The organism is Micromonospora sp. NPDC003197, assembly GCF_053590565.1.
In genome coordinates this window covers 79,181-97,974 of sequence record NZ_JBSFTE010000011.1, presented here as the reverse complement: position 1 = coordinate 97,974, position 18,794 = coordinate 79,181, and the positions used below count along the sequence as shown (strand labels likewise).

General features: G+C 68.4%; 21 protein-coding genes. 12 read left to right on the top strand and 9 right to left on the bottom strand.

The window, feature by feature from the left end; all coding sequences use genetic code 11:
- Positions 1–87: 87 nt before the first annotated feature.
- From ACWDV4_RS14650 to ACWDV4_RS14635, 4 genes are all read left to right on the top strand, one after another.
- Positions 88–978 (top strand): helix-turn-helix domain-containing protein, encoded by an 891-nt coding sequence (locus ACWDV4_RS14650; RefSeq protein ID WP_449978443.1) that lies wholly within the window; start codon positions 88–90, stop codon positions 976–978.
- Positions 971–1,183 carry a DUF397 domain-containing protein gene (locus ACWDV4_RS14645; RefSeq protein WP_449978441.1) on the top strand — a complete coding sequence of 71 codons (213 nt, stop codon included), beginning with the start codon at positions 971–973 and terminating at the stop codon, positions 1,181–1,183. Before ACWDV4_RS14650 ends, ACWDV4_RS14645 begins: the two co-directional genes overlap by 8 nt.
- 266 nt (positions 1,184–1,449) lie before the next feature.
- Positions 1,450–1,740 (top strand): type II toxin-antitoxin system TacA family antitoxin, encoded by a 291-nt coding sequence (locus tag ACWDV4_RS14640; protein WP_449978439.1) that lies wholly within the window; start codon positions 1,450–1,452, stop codon positions 1,738–1,740.
- Between the two features lie 44 nt (positions 1,741–1,784).
- On the top strand, positions 1,785–2,258 hold the full coding sequence (locus tag ACWDV4_RS14635) for a GNAT family N-acetyltransferase (RefSeq protein WP_449978436.1): 474 nt from the start codon (positions 1,785–1,787) through the stop codon (positions 2,256–2,258).
- A gap of 54 nt (positions 2,259–2,312) precedes the next feature.
- Here the strand turns inward: ACWDV4_RS14635 and ACWDV4_RS14630 are convergent, their stop codons facing one another.
- From ACWDV4_RS14630 to ACWDV4_RS14620, 3 genes are all read right to left on the bottom strand, one after another.
- The gene (locus ACWDV4_RS14630; RefSeq protein ID WP_449978706.1) at positions 2,313–2,741 is read right to left on the bottom strand and encodes a DUF6036 family nucleotidyltransferase; all 429 of its coding nucleotides are present in this window, start codon (positions 2,739–2,741) and stop codon (positions 2,313–2,315) included.
- A gap of 99 nt (positions 2,742–2,840) precedes the next feature.
- The gene (locus tag ACWDV4_RS14625; protein WP_449978433.1) at positions 2,841–3,233 is read right to left on the bottom strand and encodes a hypothetical protein; all 393 of its coding nucleotides are present in this window, start codon (positions 3,231–3,233) and stop codon (positions 2,841–2,843) included.
- 193 nt (positions 3,234–3,426) lie between these two features.
- Positions 3,427–3,966: a protein phosphatase 2C domain-containing protein gene (locus ACWDV4_RS14620; RefSeq protein WP_449978430.1), complete on the bottom strand. Its 540-nt coding sequence runs from the start codon at positions 3,964–3,966 to the stop codon at positions 3,427–3,429.
- A 98-nt stretch (positions 3,967–4,064) separates the two neighbouring features.
- Between ACWDV4_RS14620 and ACWDV4_RS14615 the strand changes: the two genes are divergently transcribed.
- Positions 4,065–4,625 (top strand): hypothetical protein, encoded by a 561-nt coding sequence (locus tag ACWDV4_RS14615; RefSeq protein ID WP_449978427.1) that lies wholly within the window; start codon positions 4,065–4,067, stop codon positions 4,623–4,625.
- A gap of 359 nt (positions 4,626–4,984) precedes the next feature.
- On the top strand, positions 4,985–5,209 hold the full coding sequence (locus tag ACWDV4_RS14610) for a hypothetical protein (RefSeq protein WP_449978424.1): 225 nt from the start codon (positions 4,985–4,987) through the stop codon (positions 5,207–5,209).
- 2 nt (positions 5,210–5,211) lie between these two features.
- On the opposite strand, the gene ACWDV4_RS14605 is transcribed toward ACWDV4_RS14610, so the two are convergent.
- From ACWDV4_RS14605 to ACWDV4_RS14585, 5 genes are all read right to left on the bottom strand, one after another.
- Positions 5,212–6,891, bottom strand: coding sequence for a putative bifunctional diguanylate cyclase/phosphodiesterase (locus ACWDV4_RS14605; protein WP_449978703.1), 1,680 nt, complete (start codon positions 6,889–6,891; stop codon positions 5,212–5,214).
- 91 nt (positions 6,892–6,982) lie between these two features.
- Positions 6,983–7,795, bottom strand: a complete 813-nt coding sequence (locus ACWDV4_RS14600; RefSeq protein WP_449978421.1) for an SAM-dependent methyltransferase — start codon at positions 7,793–7,795, stop codon at positions 6,983–6,985.
- 195 nt (positions 7,796–7,990) lie between these two features.
- A complete protein-coding gene (locus tag ACWDV4_RS14595; RefSeq protein WP_130460771.1) occupies positions 7,991–8,659 on the bottom strand; it encodes a response regulator transcription factor in 669 nt (222 codons plus the stop codon).
- Positions 8,660–8,666: 7 nt separating this feature from the next.
- Complete coding sequence (locus ACWDV4_RS14590; RefSeq protein ID WP_449978416.1) at positions 8,667–10,379, bottom strand: GAF domain-containing sensor histidine kinase; 1,713 nt, start codon at positions 10,377–10,379, stop codon at positions 8,667–8,669.
- A 14-nt stretch (positions 10,380–10,393) separates the two neighbouring features.
- Positions 10,394–12,199 (bottom strand): AMP-dependent synthetase/ligase, encoded by a 1,806-nt coding sequence (locus ACWDV4_RS14585; protein WP_449978413.1) that lies wholly within the window; start codon positions 12,197–12,199, stop codon positions 10,394–10,396.
- Between the two features lie 227 nt (positions 12,200–12,426).
- On the opposite strand from ACWDV4_RS14585, the gene ACWDV4_RS14580 reads away from it, so the two are divergent.
- The 4 genes from ACWDV4_RS14580 (at position 12,427) to ACWDV4_RS14565 (ending at position 15,616) form a co-directional block, all read left to right on the top strand.
- The gene (locus tag ACWDV4_RS14580; protein WP_449978410.1) at positions 12,427–12,882 is read left to right on the top strand and encodes an SRPBCC family protein; all 456 of its coding nucleotides are present in this window, start codon (positions 12,427–12,429) and stop codon (positions 12,880–12,882) included.
- Between the two features lie 40 nt (positions 12,883–12,922).
- Positions 12,923–13,837 carry a hypothetical protein gene (locus ACWDV4_RS14575; RefSeq protein ID WP_449978408.1) on the top strand — a complete coding sequence of 305 codons (915 nt, stop codon included), beginning with the start codon at positions 12,923–12,925 and terminating at the stop codon, positions 13,835–13,837.
- Between the two features lie 80 nt (positions 13,838–13,917).
- Positions 13,918–14,865: an ROK family glucokinase gene (locus ACWDV4_RS14570; protein WP_449978405.1), complete on the top strand. Its 948-nt coding sequence runs from the start codon at positions 13,918–13,920 to the stop codon at positions 14,863–14,865.
- A 22-nt stretch (positions 14,866–14,887) separates the two neighbouring features.
- Positions 14,888–15,616: an endonuclease/exonuclease/phosphatase family protein gene (locus tag ACWDV4_RS14565; RefSeq protein ID WP_449978402.1), complete on the top strand. Its 729-nt coding sequence runs from the start codon at positions 14,888–14,890 to the stop codon at positions 15,614–15,616.
- 65 nt (positions 15,617–15,681) lie between these two features.
- On the opposite strand, the gene ACWDV4_RS14560 is transcribed toward ACWDV4_RS14565, so the two are convergent.
- The gene (locus ACWDV4_RS14560) at positions 15,682–16,326 is read right to left on the bottom strand and encodes a TetR/AcrR family transcriptional regulator (protein ID WP_449978400.1); all 645 of its coding nucleotides are present in this window, start codon (positions 16,324–16,326) and stop codon (positions 15,682–15,684) included.
- A 92-nt stretch (positions 16,327–16,418) separates the two neighbouring features.
- Between ACWDV4_RS14560 and ACWDV4_RS14555 the strand changes: the two genes are divergently transcribed.
- Complete coding sequence (locus ACWDV4_RS14555; RefSeq protein WP_449978397.1) at positions 16,419–16,835, top strand: VOC family protein; 417 nt, start codon at positions 16,419–16,421, stop codon at positions 16,833–16,835.
- Between the two features lie 375 nt (positions 16,836–17,210).
- Positions 17,211–18,638, top strand: a complete 1,428-nt coding sequence (locus ACWDV4_RS14550) for a flavin-containing monooxygenase (RefSeq protein WP_449978394.1) — start codon at positions 17,211–17,213, stop codon at positions 18,636–18,638.
- Positions 18,639–18,794 lie beyond the last annotated feature (156 nt).

Here is an 18,794-nt window from a genome sequence, read left to right as displayed (position 1 = left end):
CGATGATCCGCCCACGTTCAAGAACGAGTGCCCATTTTACGTAGCGGACCACATCATTATTTGTGACGGGAGGAATCAGTGTCTGAAATGGTGGGCTTAGCGCTGCTAAGGCGACACGTCGGAAGGCTGCTCGCGGCGCTGCGTAGACGCGCCGGCATAACCCAAGAAGAGGCTGCGACCGCCCTGGAGCGAAGCGTTGTCACCATCCAGCGCATCGAGTCCGGCTACGAACGCGTCAAGTTCCGCGACACCTCGGTGAACGCGATGTGCGATCTCTACGGGGCCAGCCAACAGGATCGAGAGCACCTGCTTGGTCTCACCAGGGAGACCCACAACGGCAACAACAAGTCCTGGTGGCTCGACTACACCGAGACCACCCTGCCAAACTGGTTCGGCCTCTACGTCAGCCTGGAAGACAGCGCCCGAACGATCCGGGAATACAGCGCAGAGGTCGTCCCGGGCCTGCTGCAGACCCGTGGCTACGCCCGGGAGATCTTCAGTGCGCCGCAGCGTGCTCGTGATGCTCACGAGATTGAGCGCAAGGTCCAGGTTCGGCTTGATCGCCAGGCCCTGTTGCTCAAGCCGCAGGCCCCGCACCTGAGCGTCATCCTGAGTGAGGCGGTTCTGCGCCGACAGGTCGGGGGCGTGGCGGTGATGGCCGAGCAGCTCCGACATCTGCGCAAGGTCGCCGAGTGGCCAGGGGTCAGCCTCCGAATACTGCCGTTTGCCGCCGGGGTGCATGGCGCCATGAACTCGGCCTTCATCATTCTGGACTTTCCGCACCTGCCGCACACCAGCGAGCCCTTGGAGCCGCCACTGATCTATGTGGACACGTTCACTGGCGCGCTCCATCTGAACAAGGCCACAGAAGTGCAGGCGTACGAGCTGATCTGGAAGGATCTGGAGAGTCGAGCCCTCGACGAGGACTCGTCGACAAAGCTGATCATCGAGGCATTGGAGGCGCTCACCAATGGCTGACCTGAGTACTGCCACCTGGCGCAAGAGCACCCGCAGCGGCAACGAGGGCGCGTGCGTCGAGGTGGCAGACAACCTGCCTGGCACCATCGCGGTCCGGGACAGCAAGGACCCGCACGGTCCGGCCCTGACCTTCCGCCCCCACGCGTGGATGGCCTTTACCACCGCCCTGCGCGACCATCAGATCGACCGATTGGCCCTGAGCTAAACCTGCGTGGACAACAAGCCGCCGCACCACACCCTGTTATCCGGTCCAGCCCACCGGCTCAAGCGACCAGTCGTAACCCTCCGGCGATTTCATCCAGGCGGTGCGAGGATCGATGTCCGTGCCGACCCGGGCAGCTCGGCCGGCTTGCCTGGCCGGGGCCGGTCGGCGAGGGTCGTGAGCCGGTCGGATCTTGGCCTAAGACCCTTGGGCTGGTTCTCGTACGGGTTCGGCTTGCGGTGGCGTACGTTGTGCGTACGATCGTGGGTGTGAGTGCGAAGGCGGAGCGGCTGCACCTGCGGCTGGATGAGCATCAGAAGGCGTTGTTGGAGGCGGCCAGCCAGGCTGCCGGGGACAGCGTGTCGACTTTCGTGTTGAAGGCGGCGACCGAGGCGGCGGCGGATGTGCTGGCCGACCGGCGGATATTCCTGCTGGACGAGGACGCCTGGCGGGTCTTCGACGAGGCGCTGCAACGTCCGGCTGAGGAGGTTTCCGGGCTGCGGGAACTCTTGGCTGACCCGACGGTTCTTGACCCGCCGGCGAGCGGTGCGGCGCGGTGAGTTCGCGCTTCTCACCGGTCGAGCCGTTGTCGGTTGCGCATACGGTGACCGGGTTTGACTGCGGGTCGCGGGCGCAGTCCGGGTGGCTGGTCGAGCATGCCCTGCAAGCCCATCGGGCGGGGCTGTCTCGGGTGTACGTGGTGTGTGACGCTGACCAGCCCGACCGGCGGGTGGTTGGCTACTACGCTCTCGCTGCCGGCAGTGTCGCTCCGGCCGATGCTGCCCCACGGCTGACGCAGGGTGCCGGCCGCTACCACCAGCCGGTAGTGATCCTGGCGCGGCTTGGCGTCGACCGATCCGCCCAGGGCGTCGGGCTGGGACGGGCCCTAGTGGTGGACGCGCTACGGCGAATTGCGGCCGCCGCTGAGGTCATTGGCGTACGCGCGGTGCTCATCCATTGCGAGAACGAAGCTGCCCGTGACTTCTACCTGCGGCTGGCCAAGTTCGAGGCCAGCCCCACCGACCCGATGCATTTGTTGCTGCTGATGAAGGATCTGCGCCGCGCGCTCAGCGGCTGACAACCCTGGTGGAGAGCGAGAAGGCCGGATCAACGGCCCGGATGTATCCCCGCGCTACTGTCTGTCGAACACGTCGTCGAGTACAAGTCGTGCTCGACCGGGGACTTCCTCTTCGGGGAAGATCTCTGCGCAAAGGCGAAGAACTTCGTCGGTGCTGTGCAGGTTGAGGTGTTCGACCAGGAAGCGGATGTCTTCGGCGTCTCGACGTCGTGCGGCGAGTACCTTCATTGCCAGTAGGTGCTCCGGTGATGCTGCCGCGACCCGTAGGCCGGGATGGTCGAAGACGCGAGGAGCTGCCGGATCCCCGCCGGGAGCTACGTAGGCGCTTGCCTGTTCATTGAGCCACCAGTGGGGTAGGCCGAGTTCGTCGGCGGCTGCCTGAGCCTCGTCGAGGACGATGCCGTGTGGCTGGAGAACAGCGTCGATGTCTCGGGTGGCTCGGCGTGCGTCGTAGGCCAGGGCCATGGCCGCGCCTCCGAAGATGTAGAAGTCCCGCGACTACGCCCCGGCGGGCGAGCCGGTCTCCGAGTCGGCGAAAGGCGTCCTCGATCGCGGCGCGATCCAGGAGTGGATCAACGGGGCTCACGCGACGTTCAACTCCTGCGCGGCGACGTACACACCACGTCGCCGGAATGCCGCTGGCGCGTGCACCATTGCGTCTACGCGGGCAGCACGGGTGTTGAAGGGGAACCAGAATCGACGTAGTGAGCGTGTCTCAGCCCAGGGGGGTGCACCGCGTCCGTCTTTGGCCGCCAGATGCTCGGTCAGGGCTGCGAGGAAGACATCCCAGTGCGCGTCTCCGGTGGGGGCCGGTTCCGAGTTCAGTAGGGCAGCGCGCGTGTTCAACGGTTCCCAGCGGTACTCTTCCAGGAACTCTGCCACTAGCCGCCACCGTCGTGTTTCGTTGGCCTCGACGAGCAGGGCACCCAGGTGTTCCACCGTCAGGGGCTCGTACGGGGTGGCATGGTTCTTCACGGCTCTGACGCTAGTACACAGGCGGGTGAAGTCGTGTATTGCCAGCGGTGGTCCACCTTTCAGTCTGGGCGTGGGTCCCAAGACCTTTGAGCTGGTTCTCGTGTGGGCTCGGCTTGTTGTGGCGTACGTTGTGCGTACGACATGTCAGTGTGGGTGCGAAGGCGTAGCGGCTGGACCTGCGGTTGGATGAGTATCAGAAGGCGTTGTTGGAGGCAGCCAGTCGGGGCTGCCGGGGATAGCGTGTCGATTTTCGCGTGTTGAAGGCTGCGACCGAGGCGGCGGTGGACGCACGGAACTCGCACAGGGCGAGGGTTCCGTCGTCGAACTGTTTGTCTCGGTGACCCGGCGTGACTGGTTGTCCGGCCTGTTCGGCGGCGCGTAGTGCGTCGAGCACGCCGCGTGGTCCGGCCGCGTCGAGGATGGTGAACGCGTCCTGCCAGCTTCGCCCGAACCGTTCGACGAGTCGCGCGGCACCGTCGGTGAGTACGGCGGCCCGGCGTACGTCGGGAAGTGGGGTGCTGCCGGTCAGCGCGTGTTGGGCCGCGACGGGGCTGGTGGAGGCGGCCCAGAAGCCGCCCGGTGCGTTACGTAGCTGGGCCACTGTGCCGGCGTCGTACGCCGGGAGTCTGGCGGTCCGGTCGTCGATGACCACCCGGTGGCCACCGTCAATGTCGAGGACGATCGACGAGTCGCACAGGACGAAGTGGTCGATGGTGTCGGCGTGGGCGAGCACTGGACATCGCCCGGGGCATCGAGGACCGCTGGGGCTTCACGCACTACGTCAGCGAGGACCGCCTGGCCCTGCCTACGAGCTACCGGCTACCGGCGATCATGACGGCTCGGGCCATCCTGCTGATGGTCTCGATGAGCCCGGAGATGGAGGCGCTGGGCCGGCTGCCGGGCGACGGCTTCGAGAGCTGGGCCGAGGCGCGGGCCGACCTGCTGAAGCGCTTCGAGGATGCCTATCGCTACATTGAGCGACCGGCGGATAACGAGAACGGTGAGCCGTGGCCCCTGCTCGGGGACCACGAGCGGTCGGTGGTCCAACTCCGTCTACACCTCGCGTTGCTCGCGCCGGGGTACGACTTCGCCGCAAAGGCCGTCTTCGATCCGTGTGTCGCGACCAATCCACTCGATGACGAGGCGGTGGCGGCGATGTCGAGCTGGCTCGCCGCAATCGGTGACGATGGTAGGCAGCGCGGGGACGCGAACGTGGTCGGCAGCGCTACCAAGCCGAGCTTCATCAGGTCGGTCGAGACTGTCCGCAAGGCGCTCGGCGGGTCGAGTGGGTACGCCCAGTGGCGCCGCGACTGGTTCGAACTCGACCGGTACTGGGACGAGGACGGTCATCGGGGTCGGGTGGACCAGGCGCTGGCCGATGCTGCTGAATGATTGGTATCGCGCCTGGGTCGCCCGTGCGGAGACGAGCGGCAGACCTTCCTGAACGCACTACCCTGCGTCATTGGTAGCCGGGCGAGCGGGCGACCTCGTCCTGCCTTTACTCTGCTTCACTATCGGCGACACCGCCCTGAACAAGGCATTCGCTATAGGCTCCTTGCGGTGGCCGCCCGATCCTCCGCATGACGACAGAAATGCCCTTCAACTGAAAGTCGTGCTCGTCGAGCGAGAGTTTCCAGGGCGGTAACGACCGTCGGCCGCCTATCGGCTCGATGTGTCGCTGGGCGGAGAGAGGCTTCCCTTACCTGGCGGGGAATCTGGCCGCCATGCTCGCTTGCTTACGCAGACGTGGATTGTCCGGCAGATCGGCTGGCCCGCTCTCCGGCGTAGTCAGCCGCGATCGGCAGCCGGGCCCGTACGTCCAGTCGCTGGCCCCCGAGCGCATCGGGCCGGTCGACTACGCGGCGGAGCACCGCCTGGCCTTCTGGACCAGCCCGCACCGGTCCAGCACGGCCGCCAGCCCGCACCGGTCCAGCACGGCCGCCAGCCCGCACCGGCCCACCACGGCCGCCAGCTAGCGCTACGGTCGGTCCCGGTCCAGCCGCTCGGTGATCCGGGCGGCTGGTGCCGGCATACCCAGATGCCAGCCCTGGCCGGCGTCGCAGCCGATGGCGCGCAGTCGTTCGGCCTGGTTGGCGGTCTCGACACCCTCGGCGGTGACGGTCAGGCCCAGGGCATGGCCGAGCGCCACCATGGTCGCCAGGATCCGCTCGTCGATGTGGCTCGCCGGGTCGTCGGCGGGTGCGCGTAGACCAGCCACGAAGGACCCGGCCACCTTCAGCTCGTTGACCGGCAGGTCCCGCAGGTAGGCGAGGTTGGAGTAGCCGGTGCCGAAGTCGTCGATGGCGATCCGTACCCCAAGGTCGGCCAGGGTACGCAGGGCGTGCACCGGCTCTCCGGCGGTGCTCATCATGGCGCTTTCGGTGATCTCCAGTTGCAGCCGCTCGGGGGGCAGCCCGGTCTGTTCCAGCACCCGGACGACCTCGTTCACCAGCCCCGGATCGTGCACCTGCCGTACGGCGAGGTTGACGCTGACGAACGGGGGAGGGCCGTGCCGGCTGGTCCAGCCGCTCGCCTCCCGGCAGGCTTCGGCGAGCACCCAGCCGCCGAGCCGGACGATGAACCCGGTCTCCTCGGCCAGTGCGATGAAGGCGTCCGGCCGGAGCAGGCCCAGTTCGGGATGCCGCCAGCGTACGAGCACCTCGACCCCGAGCACCCCACCGTCGGTGAGCGAGGCCAGCGGTTGGTAGTCGAGATAGAACTCGCCCCGATCCAGAGCGTCGGGCATCGCCGCGGAGAGGGCGTACCGGATTTGTTCCTGCTCGTTGCGTTCGGTGTCGAACACCTCGCATCGTCCCCGCCCGGCGGTTTTGGCCCAGCGGAGGGTGACGTCGGCGGCGCGCATGATCTCGGTGGGGGTGGCGTCGTCGACTGGTCGCTCGACGATGCCGACGCTTGCCGTGACGCTGAGCAGGTGACCATCCACGTACGACGGTTCGCGGCTGGCGGCCAGGGCACGCTTGGCCACCGTCAGCATGTGGTCGGTGCCGGTGGACTCCTCGACGAGGATGGCGAACTTGTCGCCCCCCAGCCGGGCGACGACGTGGTCGCCGACGTCCCGACGGAGTCGCTCGGCGACCGCGACCAAAAGTCGGTCCCCGACCTGGTGGCCCCGGGTGTCGTTGATCTCCTTGAACCGGTCGAGGTCGACGAAGCAGACGCCCACCCGGGCGTCCACCTGGTCGGGCCGGTCGATTGCGGCGGCGAGCCGGTCGGTGAAGAGCGCCCGGTTGGGCAGGTCGGTGAGCGGATCGTGGGTGGCCTGGTGCCGGAACCGCGACTCGCTGTCTCGCAGGGCCTGTTCGGCGTGCTCTCGGGCGACCATTCCGGCCCGCCGGACGGACTCCTGCTCGTCGAGGGTGCGGTCGCGCAGTGCGCGGGCGTACCCGGTTGCGATGCTGGCCAGCAGTCGGGCCAGCCGGTCCTCGATGTCCTCTCCGGAGAGACCGAGGTCGCGCAGCAGTCGGAGGTGGATGACCTCGATGGTGCGGCCGAGCCCTTCGGCTGAGGCGATGTGGTTGGTGACGAGGTCGGTGCCGACCTTGATGCCAATCCGGGGATCGAATGGTTCGGCGTGCAGCGACCGGGCCAGTCGGATGGTCAGCCGGCGGAGAAAGGCTTCCAGTTGGGCCGGGGTCATCGGAATGTAGCTGGTGTCGTCTACCGCCTTGCCCCAGGCGTGGGCGAAGGCGCTCGCCCCGGGCTGTACCGAGGCCGTGGTCCGTTTCTGGTCAGTCACCGAGCTGGCCTACTCCACCGAGGAAGACGGTGTGCTCGGCGTCCTCCGCCGCGCCCTCCGGGCAGTCGGACCGCCACTGCGGCACCCACACCAGGCCAGGCTCGACCAGGTCGAAGCCGTCGAACAACTTGCCGATCTCCGCTCGACCACGAAAAGCCAGATGGTTGTCGGTCTGTTGGTAGACCGCCTCGGCATCGCGCCGTTCGACAGTGCTCCGACCGTCGTCGCTGGCGTGGGAGAGGACCAGGTAGCTGCCGGGTACGAGGGTGCGCCGGATGGTACGCAGGAGACCGGCTGGGTCGTCGGTGTCGGGGATGAAGTGCAGGACCGCGACGGCCATGACCGCGATCGGCTGGTCGAAGTCGAGCAGTCCGCGTACGTCCGGATGGGTCAGGATCCGGTCGACCCGGCGTAGGTCCTCATGGATCACGGTCGTCCGGTCGTTGCCGCGCAGGATCTCCCGGCTGTGCGCCACCGCCACCGGATCGATGTCGACGTAGACCACCCGGACTTCCGGGGCCAACTGCTGGGCGATCTCGTGCACGTTGCCGACCGTGGGGATGCCGGAACCGATGTCGAGGAACTGGCGGATGCCGGCCTTGACCAGGTATTGCACGGTTCGACGCAGGAAGGCCCGGTTGGCCTGGGCCATCAGGGGTGCATCCGGGATCGCGTCGATCAGCGCCTGCGCGGTACTTCGATCGACCGCGAAGTTGTGCGACCCGCCCAGATAGTAGTCGTACATGCGGGCCACGCTGGGCCGCTCGATGTCGATCTTCTCCGGTGCCCAGTCCGGCCGCTGCATAGCTGCCCCTTTTGCGCGGTACGCGACACTTTGGTGCCTGCCAGGTATTCCCCGGTATTCTGCCCGTCGCGTGCCCGACTATCCAGAGCGGTGTAAAGCCCGTCCGGACGTATTTGTTGCGGGGCCGGGTCGATCGCCTGTTTCACCCGGTGTCGCGGTCGGTCCGGGCCGGGCCCTGCCCGACCGCGACAGCGGTCAGAACTTCGGCGCGTCGGGTGCTTCGAGTAGCCCCAGCCGCAGCGCGGTCATCAGGGCCTGGGCCCGGTTGGCCGCCCCCAGCTTCTCGTAGAGCTTGGAGATGTGGGTCTTGGCCGTCGACTCACTGACGAAGAGCTGCTTGGCGATGCCGGCGACGCTCATCCCATCGGCGAGCAGCCGCAGCACCTGGCCCTCGCGGGGGGACAGCTGCGGGCCGGAGGGGGCCAGCCGGCGCTTCATCGCCTCGGCCAGGTCGGCGGCGGTGAAGGCGCTGGGAGAGGAGGCGGCGTGGCGGGCCGCGGCGACCACCTCGTCAGCCGGCGCGGTCTTCGGTACGAAGGCGCTCGCCCCGGCTTCGAGGGCCCCGAAGAGCTGGTCGTCACCGGCGTACATGGTGAGTACGACGATGCCCATCGTGGCGCTGGACTTGCGCAGGGCGCGGGTGGCCTCCAGGCCGCTACCGTCCGGCAGGCGGAGATCCATGATCACGACGTCGGGCTGCAGGGCGCCGGCCTGGCGGACCCCCTCGGCGGCGGTGGCGGCCTCGCCGACGACCTCGAACTGCCGATCCCGCTCGAACGCGTGGCGCAGTCCCTTGCGGATCAGGTCATGATCATCCACAAGCAGGACCTTGGTACGGGTCGTCGGCGTGGGGCTGGTGGTCATGCTCGGGTTACTCCCCTTCTGGTGCGGTGACGCTATCGCGGACGCTATCGCGCCGGGGCAAGGTGCCGAGTACCACCGCCACGGTCGTGCCGCTGGGGCGTCGCGGTCTGATCTCTAGGCGGCCTCGGATACGTTCCGCTCTCTCCGCCATGATCGCAAGACCGTAACGCCCGTCGGGCCGCTGGTCAGCTATGCCCTGACCATCATCCGACACTTCGATCTGCGCGAACGGCGGGTCGACGGCACAGGTTACCCACAAATTGGTGGCCTGTGCGTGCTTGCGGGCATTCGTGATGGCCTCTTGGGCGATACGGAGCATTTCGGCCTCGGTCGCGGCCGGCAACCGGGCGGTGGACTCGTCGAGGGAAAGGTGCACCCGGAGCCCTGCCGACGCGCCGACCGTCCGGGCGTACTCGGCGATCGCGGCCGCCAGTCCGCCGTGCCGGTCCACCTCGCTGCGCAGCTCGAACAGGCTCAGCCGCAGCTCGGTGATCACCCGGGTGACCTCGCCGCGCAGCGTACGCAGCTCCTCGGCGGTCTCCTTGGCGTCCTCGGGCAGGGTGGCCAGGGCGTTGTCTATGCCGTACCCCACCATCACGAGCTCCTGGGCGACCCCGTCGTGGATCTCCCGGGCCAGCCGCTGTCGTTCCTCGTTGGTCGCCAGCGACCGGACCTCGTCGAAGAGCAGCGCGGCCTCCAGCCGCAGCGCGGCCGGCCGGGTCAACGCGGTCACCCGGTCCACCACCGAGGCCGGGTACGCCCCGGCCGCGTCCGCCTCCAGGGTGACCAGGCCGACCGTACGCACCCCGGCGACCAGCGGTACGACCAGCGCGGAGACCTCCGGCCCGGAGTGGGAGCGCGACTGCGACCGGTGGGCAGTCTGGGGCTGCTGGGTGGCCCAGGCATCGGCGATGGCCGAGTCGGCGTCGAGGGTGGTTTCCCAGTCGACCCGATCCACCCCCACCTGGGCGAGCACCACCAGCCGCCCACCGCCGCTGGCCGAGAGCACGGCCGCCCGGTCGGTACGGGCCACCGTGCGCAACTCCTCCAGCAGGTGCTCGGAGATGCCGCCCGGGTCGAGGGTGGCCCCGGGCAGTTGCCGGGCGACGCTGCGCAGTTGGGTGAGCAGCCGGGTCGCCTCGGCGTACGGCTGGGGTTTGCTCTCGCCCCGGACCTGCATGAGCCGCTGCAAGGTGCTGGCGGCGATCGTGCCGAGCACCGCCATGGTCAGCCACTGGGCGCAGACGGCGAGGTAGTCGGACTGCCCGATCTGTCGGCCGGCGGAGGTCTCGGTGAGCAGCCCACTGACGACGAGCGTGAGGGCGGCGACGCCGAGCAGGGTCGCGCCCTCCCGTACCCGTCGGTTGAGTGCGGTCACGGTGAGCGGTACGGCCAGGTAGGGGAGTATCGCCGCCGCGCCGAGGTTACTGCCCTGGGCCGCCGCGCCGAGGTCGCCGGCCTGGAGCGCCGAGGCGGCCACCTGGCTGGCCGCCAGCCCGACGATCACCACCTCGGCGAGCCGGCCGAGCGGAGCGAGGATCCGGTGTCGGGGAGCGAGCACCGCGGGGATGCCGGCCCCGGCGAGCAGGGCGATCCACCAGAGCTGAGTCACGTCCCGGGTGGCGATCAGGGTCAGTACGGCGACCAGACAGAGCATCACCACCCGGGCTGCTACTGCCAGCGGGTGCAGGAACGGCAGGGGGACTGTCGATGCGGGCACCTGACGGATCGTAGTCAGCTTCCGTAGATGGCGGCGATTTCCGCCGCGTGCTTTCTGTGTACGACGTCCCGCTTGACCTTCATCGACGGGGTCATCTCGCCGCTGGTCTCGGTGAAGTCGCCGGACAGGATCCGGAACGTCTTGATCGCCTCGGCGCGGGAGACCAGCTGGTTGGCGGAGTCGATGGCGCTCTGCACCTCGGCCCGCAGGATCGGGTCCTCGGTCAGCTCGGCGACCGGAGTGCCGGCGGGATGCCCGTGACCGGCGAGCCAGTTCGGCCAGGCCTCCTCGTCGATGGTGATCAGCGCGGCGATGAACGGCTTCCGGTCGCCGACCACGACGCACTGGCTGATCAGCGGGTGCGCGCGGACCGGGTCCTCCAGCACGGCCGGGGCGACGTTCTTGCCGCCCGCGGTAACGATGATCTCCTTCTTCCGGCCGGTGATGGTCAGGTAGCCGTCCCCGTCGAGTTCGCCGAGGTCACCGCTGAGGAACCAGCCGTCGCTGGTCAGCGCCGAGGCGGTCGCCTCCGGGTTGGCCCAGTAGCCCTGGAACACCAGGTCACCCTTGATCATGATCTCGCCGTCGTCGGCGATGCGGACGGTCACCCCGGGCAGGGGCCGGCCGACCGTACCCATCCGGGTGTGGGTGGGCAGGTTGGCGGCGGCGGCCGGCGAGGTCTCGGTCAGCCCGTAGCCCTCCACCACGGGCACCCCGATGCCCCGGAAGAAGTGGCCCAGCCGGGCACCCAGCGGTGCACCGCCGGAAATCGCGTCCCGACAGCGGCCGCCGAGCGCGTCCCGCAGCTTGCGGTAGACCAGCCGGTCGAACAGCGCGTGCTGTAGGCGCAGCCACAGGCCTGGCCCGGATGGGGTGTCCAGCGCCTCGCTGTAGGCGACGGCCACCTGCTCGGCCCGGTCGAAGATCTTGCCCTTGCCCTCGGCCTGGGCCTTCTGTCGGGCCCCGTTGTAGACCTTCTCGAAGACCCGGGGGACCGAGAGGATGAAGGTGGGGCGGAACCGCTGGAGTTCGGGGACCAGGTTCTTGACGTCGGCGCTGTGCGCCATCGTCGACCGGGTGTGCACGACGCCGATCTGGATCAGCCGGGCGAACGAGTGCGCCAGGGGCAGGAACAGCAGGGTCGAGGCACCCGGGTTGAACAGGTTGGGCAGCACCGGTACGGCGTTGGCGATGTCCGCGTACATGTTGCGGTGGGTCAGCACGCAGCCCTTGGGGCGACCGGTGGTGCCACTGGTGTAGATGATCGTGGCGGTGTCAGTGGACCGGAGGTTCTTGCGTCGTTCGTCGATCTCGGCCGCGTCGACCGAGGTGCCCTGCTCGACCAGCTTGGCCAGGTCGTCCGCGTCGATCTGCCACACCGGGCCGAGATCGGGCAGCCGGTCCCGGATCTCCGCCACGCACTGGGCGTGGCCGCCGGTCTCCACCAGGCACGCCACCGCACCCGAGTCGGAGAGGATCCAGGCCACCTGTTCGGCGCTGGAGGTCTCGTAGATCGGCACCGTCACCGCGCCGGCAGCCCAGATCGCGTAGTCGAACAGGGTCCACTCGTAGCGCGTCTTGCTCATCAGCCCGACCCGCGCGCCTGGTTCGATCCCGGCCGCGACCAGCCCCCGGGCGACCGCGACGACCTCGTCGCGGAACTGGCGGCAGGTGACGTCCACCCAGCTGTCAGTTCCGTCCGATGCCCGCCGGACGAACTGCACCGCATCCGGTGCCGCCTCGGCGTTGTCCCAGACCGGATCGGTCAGGTTGGCCGCTTCGCCGACGGTGACGGCCGGTGGCACGGAGAACTCACGCACCTGCACTCCTCGCGTTCGTACTGGGCCGGTCTGCCGTCCTGGGTGACGGGGCCCGCCGTCGGCCGGTGGGGGCTTACGCCGCCGTCGACGACAGGTCCGGCACTGCCGAACCTACCCGCCCGCCCATGAGGACTGTTCAGGCAGGTTGCCTGGTCGGGGCCGGGAACCGGCGAGTCGGGACGATCCGGCCGGCTGAACGGCCCGGATCACCGGGTAGCCTGCCCCACATGACGGACTTCTCCACCCAGTCGATCGTCATCGCCGCACCTCCCGAGCGGATCGCGGCGGTGATCTGCGACTTTGCGCGCTACCCGGAGTGGACCGAGGCCGTCAAGAGCGTCGAGGTGGTGCAGGAGTACGAGGACGGTTACGCCAGTCAGGTCCGATTCGTGCTCGACGCCGGGGTCATGGCCGACGAGTACACGCTGGCCTACGAGTACGCCGAAGACATCTCGCGGATCCAGTGGCACCTGGTGGATCCCTCGAAGATGCAGAAGGCCCAGAACGGGTCGTACGACATCGAGGACAACGGCGACGGCACGTCAACAGTGACCTACACCCTGGCGGTCGAACTCTCGGTCGGCATGCTGGGGATGTTTCGGCGCAAGGCCGAGAAAATGATCATGGATGCCGCGTTGAAGCAGCTCAAGCAGCGGGTGGAATCATCCGCCGCGACGCAGTGACCCGCTCGTGACGAGCACCGCCCGGGCAGAGGAGCCGCACATGGGAGGAATCAACCCGGGTACGGCCCGGGAGGAGGCTGAGCGCCTGGTCACCACGGCCCTGGCCGCTGTCCGGCTGGCCGCCTCCGGGACCGTCGACGGTGGCAGTGGACCCGGCCCGTCCGGCCCGTCCAGCTCGCTTGGCCCACTCGGCCCACTCGGCTCGCTCGGCGAGATGATCTCGGGCGTACTGGGGGCACCGCCTGCCGGGCATTCGGCGGCGGGCTCCGGTGCCTCGGCTGGCCCTGGTGCCTCGGCTGGCTCTGCCTCCTCAGCGGCGGGCGACGCCGCGGAGGCCGCAGGTGCGGGCACCGCGCCAAGAGACGGACACTTCGCGACCGGTACGGCAGAGTGCTGTGTCTGTCCGATCTGTCGGGCGATTGTGGCGCTGCGCGACCCGAGCCCCGAGTTCAGCGAGCGGCTCGCCACCGGAGCCGGCGACTTCGCCGCCGGGGTGGCCAGTCTGCTACGCGCCTTCTCCACCGCCACCGCTGCCGGCACGACCTCCTCCGGTACGACCGCTTCCAGTGCGGCGGCCGCCGACCCGACCGCCTTCAGCCCGACCGCCTCCGACCCGACCGCGTGCGAAGGTGGACCGGACATCCCGGCCGGAACGAGTACACCCCGCCAGGCATCGGCTGCCCGTGCGGAGTCGAGGCGGACCCAGATGTGGCGCGAGGCGACCGATACCGGGCATGATTCGTGGGCGGCGCCCGAGCAGGACGTCTGGGCGGTCGCGACGCGTACGGACGGGGCCGGACGTTCGGGCGGTGCCGGCGCACCCACCGACGCGGCCGGAAGCCCCGACGCTGCCGAGACGATGGCTCACGAGGCGATCGATCGGCCGGTGGTGCCCGCCTCGCGGAAGCCGACGTCCGGGACCGATACGGACGACCTGTCAGGCGACGACGCCTGACCACGGAGGAACTGGACCCTCGACGGCCAATCGGCCGCCGACGGGATGAACGTGCAGCAGAGCAGAGGGGAGCGGCAGCGGTGACGCTGACCATCGGAGTCGACGTCGGTGGCACGAAGGTCGCCGGCGGAGTCGTCGACGACGCAGGTGTGGTGTTGGCGCAGACCCGCCGGGAAACCCCCGCCGACGACGCGGCGAAGACCCGCGACGTCATCGTCGAGGTGGTCACCGAACTGGCCGCCGGTCACAAGATCGAGGCGGTGGGCATCGGGGCGGCTGGCTGGATCGACGCGACCCGTTCCACCGTACTGTTCGCCCCCAACCTGGCCTGGCGCGACGAGCCGTTGCGCGATCACGTCCGATCCGCGGTCGACCTGCCAGTGATCGTGGAGAACGACGCCAACGTGGCCGCCTGGGCGGAGTTCCGTTACGGTGCGGCCCGGCACGCGGACGACTCGATGGTCATGTTCACCATCGGCACCGGCGTCGGGGGCGGCATCGTGCTCGGCGGTGAACTGGTGCGCGGCTCCCACGGAGTCGCCGCCGAACTGGGGCACATGCTGGCGGTGCCGGACGGGCACCGGTGCGGGTGCGGCCGACTCGGCTGCATCGAGCAGTACGCCAGCGGCAGCGCCCTGGTCCGCTTCGCTCGCGCGGGCGCCCGGCAGGAGCCGCGTCGCGCGACCGGGCTGCTCGAGTTGGGCGGTGGTGACGTCGACGCCATCACCGGACACATGGTGACCGCCGCCGCGAAGGCCGGTGACCAGGTCTCCATCGAGGCGTTCGCCCAGTTGGGCCGGTGGCTCGGCATCGGGCTCGCTGACCTGGCGCAGATCCTCGACCCGCAGGTGCTGGTCGTCGGCGGCGGTGTGGTCCATGCCGGAGATCTCCTGCTCGGCCCTACCACACGATCCTTCATGGACTCCCTGGCACAACGGGGGCGACTTCCGGTGGCCGAGGTGCGACCCGCGGAACTGGGCAACAGCGCGGGTGTGATCGGTGCGGCTGACCTGGCCCGCCGCCGGTAGCCAGGGACGAGTGAGGTAGGACGTGGCAGAGGCACAACCGGTCGAGCAGGAGTCCGAGACGGTCCGTCTGCGGGTGCTGTCGTACAACGTGCATGGTCAGCGGGACGACACCGCCGCCCTGGTGGCGGCGGTGCGCGGTGTCGAGCCGGACGTGGTGATCGTCCAGGAGGCGCCGCGTCGGTTCGGTTGGCGACAGCGGTGCGCCGCGCTCGCCGACCGGCTCGGGATGGTGGTGGCCGTCGGTGGCCTGCCATCACTTGGCAATCTGCTGCTGACCAACCTGCGGGTCCAGGTTCTGCGTAGTTGGTGTCGGCAGTTCCCGCTCACCCCGGGCCGACACATGCGCGGTGCCGCGTTCGCCGAATGTGCGGTCGGCCGGGCCCGGTTCGTGGTCGCCGGCTCACACCTGTCCACCGACGCGACAGAACGGCCGGGGCAGGCCACCCTACTCAAGGCGGATCTGGCCGAGGTAGACCTGCCGCTGATCCTTGGCGCGGACCTCAACGAGAACTCCGGCGGTGCCGCTTGGCGTACGCTCGCCGACGGGCTGACCGACACCGCTGTGGCCGCCGACCGGGCCGACCGGTGCACGTACTCGTGCGCCAATCCGCGTGAGCGGATCGACGCGCTGTTCGTGTCGCCGCAGATCGCCGTCACCGACTACGACGTGGTGGACACCGAGCAGACCCGCCGCGCCAGCGACCACTTCCCGGTCCTGGCCGACCTCCTGCTTCCGCTGGCCCGCGCCTGAGCCCCCAGCTCGGTCGACGCGCCGGCTAGCTCGGCCCATGACCGGCTAGCTCGGCCTACGAACGGCTAGCTCGGCCTACGAACGGCTAGCTCGGCCGGACGTGCCGGCTCGGCGGACACCTGGCGGATTCCCTCCAGCAGCTGGGTCAGCGCCGCGCTGGCATCGGCCAGGTCGGACGGATCGGTCGACTGGGCCAGCCAGAGCGCGGTCTCGTTCATCGCCCCGGAGAGCAGCCGGGTCAGTGGCGCCACCGGTTGTTCGCGGAGCGTTCCGTCCTGCATCAGCGCGGTGAGCGCCTCGGCGAGGTGTCGTGCCGAGGAGGCTTCGTCCATGGCCCGCCACTCCTGCCAGCCGAGAACGGTCGGCCCGTCCAGCAGCATGATCCGCTGCACCTCCGGGTCGGAGCCGGCGGTGAGGAACGCCTGACACCCGGCGAGGAGCTGGGACCAGGGCTCGGTTTCCGCGTCGGCGGCTGCGGCCACTCGATCGGCGACATCGCGTTGTACCTGTTCGACCACGGCCCGGAAGAGGCCGTTCTTGCTGCCGAAGTGGTGATAGAGCGCGCCCTTCGTGACTCCGGCGGCGCGGGCGACCTCGTTGATGTTCACCGCGGCGAATCCGTCGCGGGCGAACATCCGTCGCCCCTCGGTGATCAGGGCGGTCATGGTCTCCCGGCGCTGCTCGGCCTTGGTCCGTGTTGTCGTGCCCATTGCTGCCTCCCATTTGACATACCCAGGGTACGCATCTACCTTCTCGACAAGAAACATACTCTGGGTACGTATCTTGTGGAGGAGTGCCAGACATGCCCCTGACCAGCTTCTATCCGGTCATCTGCACCCAGCGGGTCGCCGAATCTCGGGCCTTTTACACCGAGCACTTCGGATTTGAAACAACCTTCGAGGCTGACTGGTATGTCAGTCTCCGGCGACCGGAGTCACCGCACTACGAGCTGGCGCTGCTGGATCACACCCACGAGACGGTGCCGGCCGCGTACCGGCACCCGGTGCGAGGGCTGATCCTCAACTTCGAGGTGACCGACGTCGACGCCGAGTACGAGCGCCTGGTGGTTCAGGCCGGTCTGAAACTGGAACTCCCGCTGCGCAGCGAGGAGTTCGGGCAGCGTCACTTCATCGTCGCCGGCCCCGATGACGTGCTCATCGACGTCATCACCCCGATCCCGCCGAGCGAGTCCTTCGCCACCCAGTACGTCGAGCCCTAACGGTGCCCACGGATGTTAGGAAGGGCCCCTTTCTATCGCATTTTGTAGAGGAAGGGGCCCTTCCTAACGCTCAACGCGTCGCGCCGGCGGCAACCGTGGACAGTTGGGCCTACGACCCGCCGCCGCCAGGCGACGCGGCGGTGCGACGGACAGCGCTGGAACAACCCGCCATTGCGGGCCTGCTTGCCGCGCTTCGATACGTGGCGAAGCGATGACCACGAAACGAGTGTTCAGCAGCACGGACATCGGGTGCGGCAGTGTCGTGACGGATTGACATTCGGCAACTGGTAGGTCCGATGGGCTGGACAAAGGGCGACCCGAGTCGAGAGGATTCGGCGGCAGTTCGGCTTTCGTGCGGAAACAAGGAGAAACCTGGTGTCTACCTCCGCCGACCATGACCGTCCCGACTCCTCGTTCGGCGATTACGATTCCGGGATCAGCACCGCCGGTCACCCAGGCGGCCGCTCGGTCTCCGACCGAGGCGGTGCCGTCTGTGTCATCGGTGCCGGGGCCAGCGGGCTGACGGCGATCAAAAACCTCAAGGAGTACGGCTTCGACGTCGACTGCTACGAGCGGGAGACGGGCGTCGGGGGTGCGTGGAACTGGCGACACGACCGAAGTCCGGTCTATGCCAGCACCCACTTGATCTCGTCGAAGCCGTTCACGCAGTTCCCCGACTTTCCGATGCCAGACTCCTGGCCGGACTATCCACATCACAGCCAGTTACTGTCCTATCTGGACCATTATGCCGACCATTTCGACCTACGGCCGCACATCTGGTTCGGCACCGAGGTGGTCCGGGTGGAACCGGTCGATGGACATCGCTGGGACGTCACCACCCGCAGTACCGGTGGCTATGGCACCGAACGTACCTCTCGATACGCGGCCGTCGTGGTGGCCAACGGGCACAACTGGTCCCCGAAACTGCCGTCGTACGAAGGGCTGGAGGAGTTCCGGGGTCAGGTCATGCACGCCTCGGCGTACAAGGAGGCGACGCAGCTTCGCGGTAAGCGGGTGCTGGTGGTGGGGGCCGGTAACACCGGCTGCGACATCGCGGTGGAGGCCGGGCAGCAGGCCGCGAAATGCTGGCACTCCAGCCGACGCGGTTACTGGTACGCCCCGAAGTACGTCTTCGGCCGGCCGACGGATCAAGTGAACGACCGGGTGCTGGCGATGCGGCTACCGCTGTGGCTGCGGCAGTGGCTCTTTCACCGCACCCTACGCCTGACCGTGGGTGACCTGACCCGGTTCGGTCTGCCCCGACCGGATCACAAGGTCTACGAGACGCATCCGATCGCCAACAGTCAACTCGTTTACTACATCGGGCACGGGGCGGTGACGCCGGTGCCGGACATCATCCAGTTCCGGTCGTACAGCGTGAAATTCTCTGACGGACAGGAGATCGAGCCGGATCTGGTGGTCTTTGCCACCGGTTACCTGCCCCGCTTCGAGTTCCTGGCCCCGGAGATCCTCGGTACGGACGCGGACGGTCGACCAGCACTCCATCTCAACGCCTTCCCGCGCCGTTATCCGACGCTGGCCGTGGCGGGCCTGTTGCAGGCCGACTCCGGGGTGTTTCCGCTGGTCCATTGGCAGACCGTGGCGATTGCCCGCTGGCTGCGGCTGCGGGAGGCCGCGCCCGAACGGGCGAACTCCTTCGCGGCGCGAATCGACGCCGAGGCGGGCCGCCGGTTCAACCGGGCGAAGGTCAAGGACAGCAGTCGCCACTGGTTCGAGATCGGTCACGTCGACTATTTGCGTGCGTTGCAACGCACCCTCGACGAGTTGGAGACAGCAGCGTGAGCGCGAGGAGTGAACGAGCGCAGCGAGTGAGCCCCGCAGTCGCGAACAAGGTCAACACAGTGAGCGCGAGGAGTGAACGAGCGCAGCGAGTGAGCCCCGCAGTCGCGAACAAGGTCAACACAGTGAGCGCGAGGAGTGAACGAGCGCAGCGAGTGA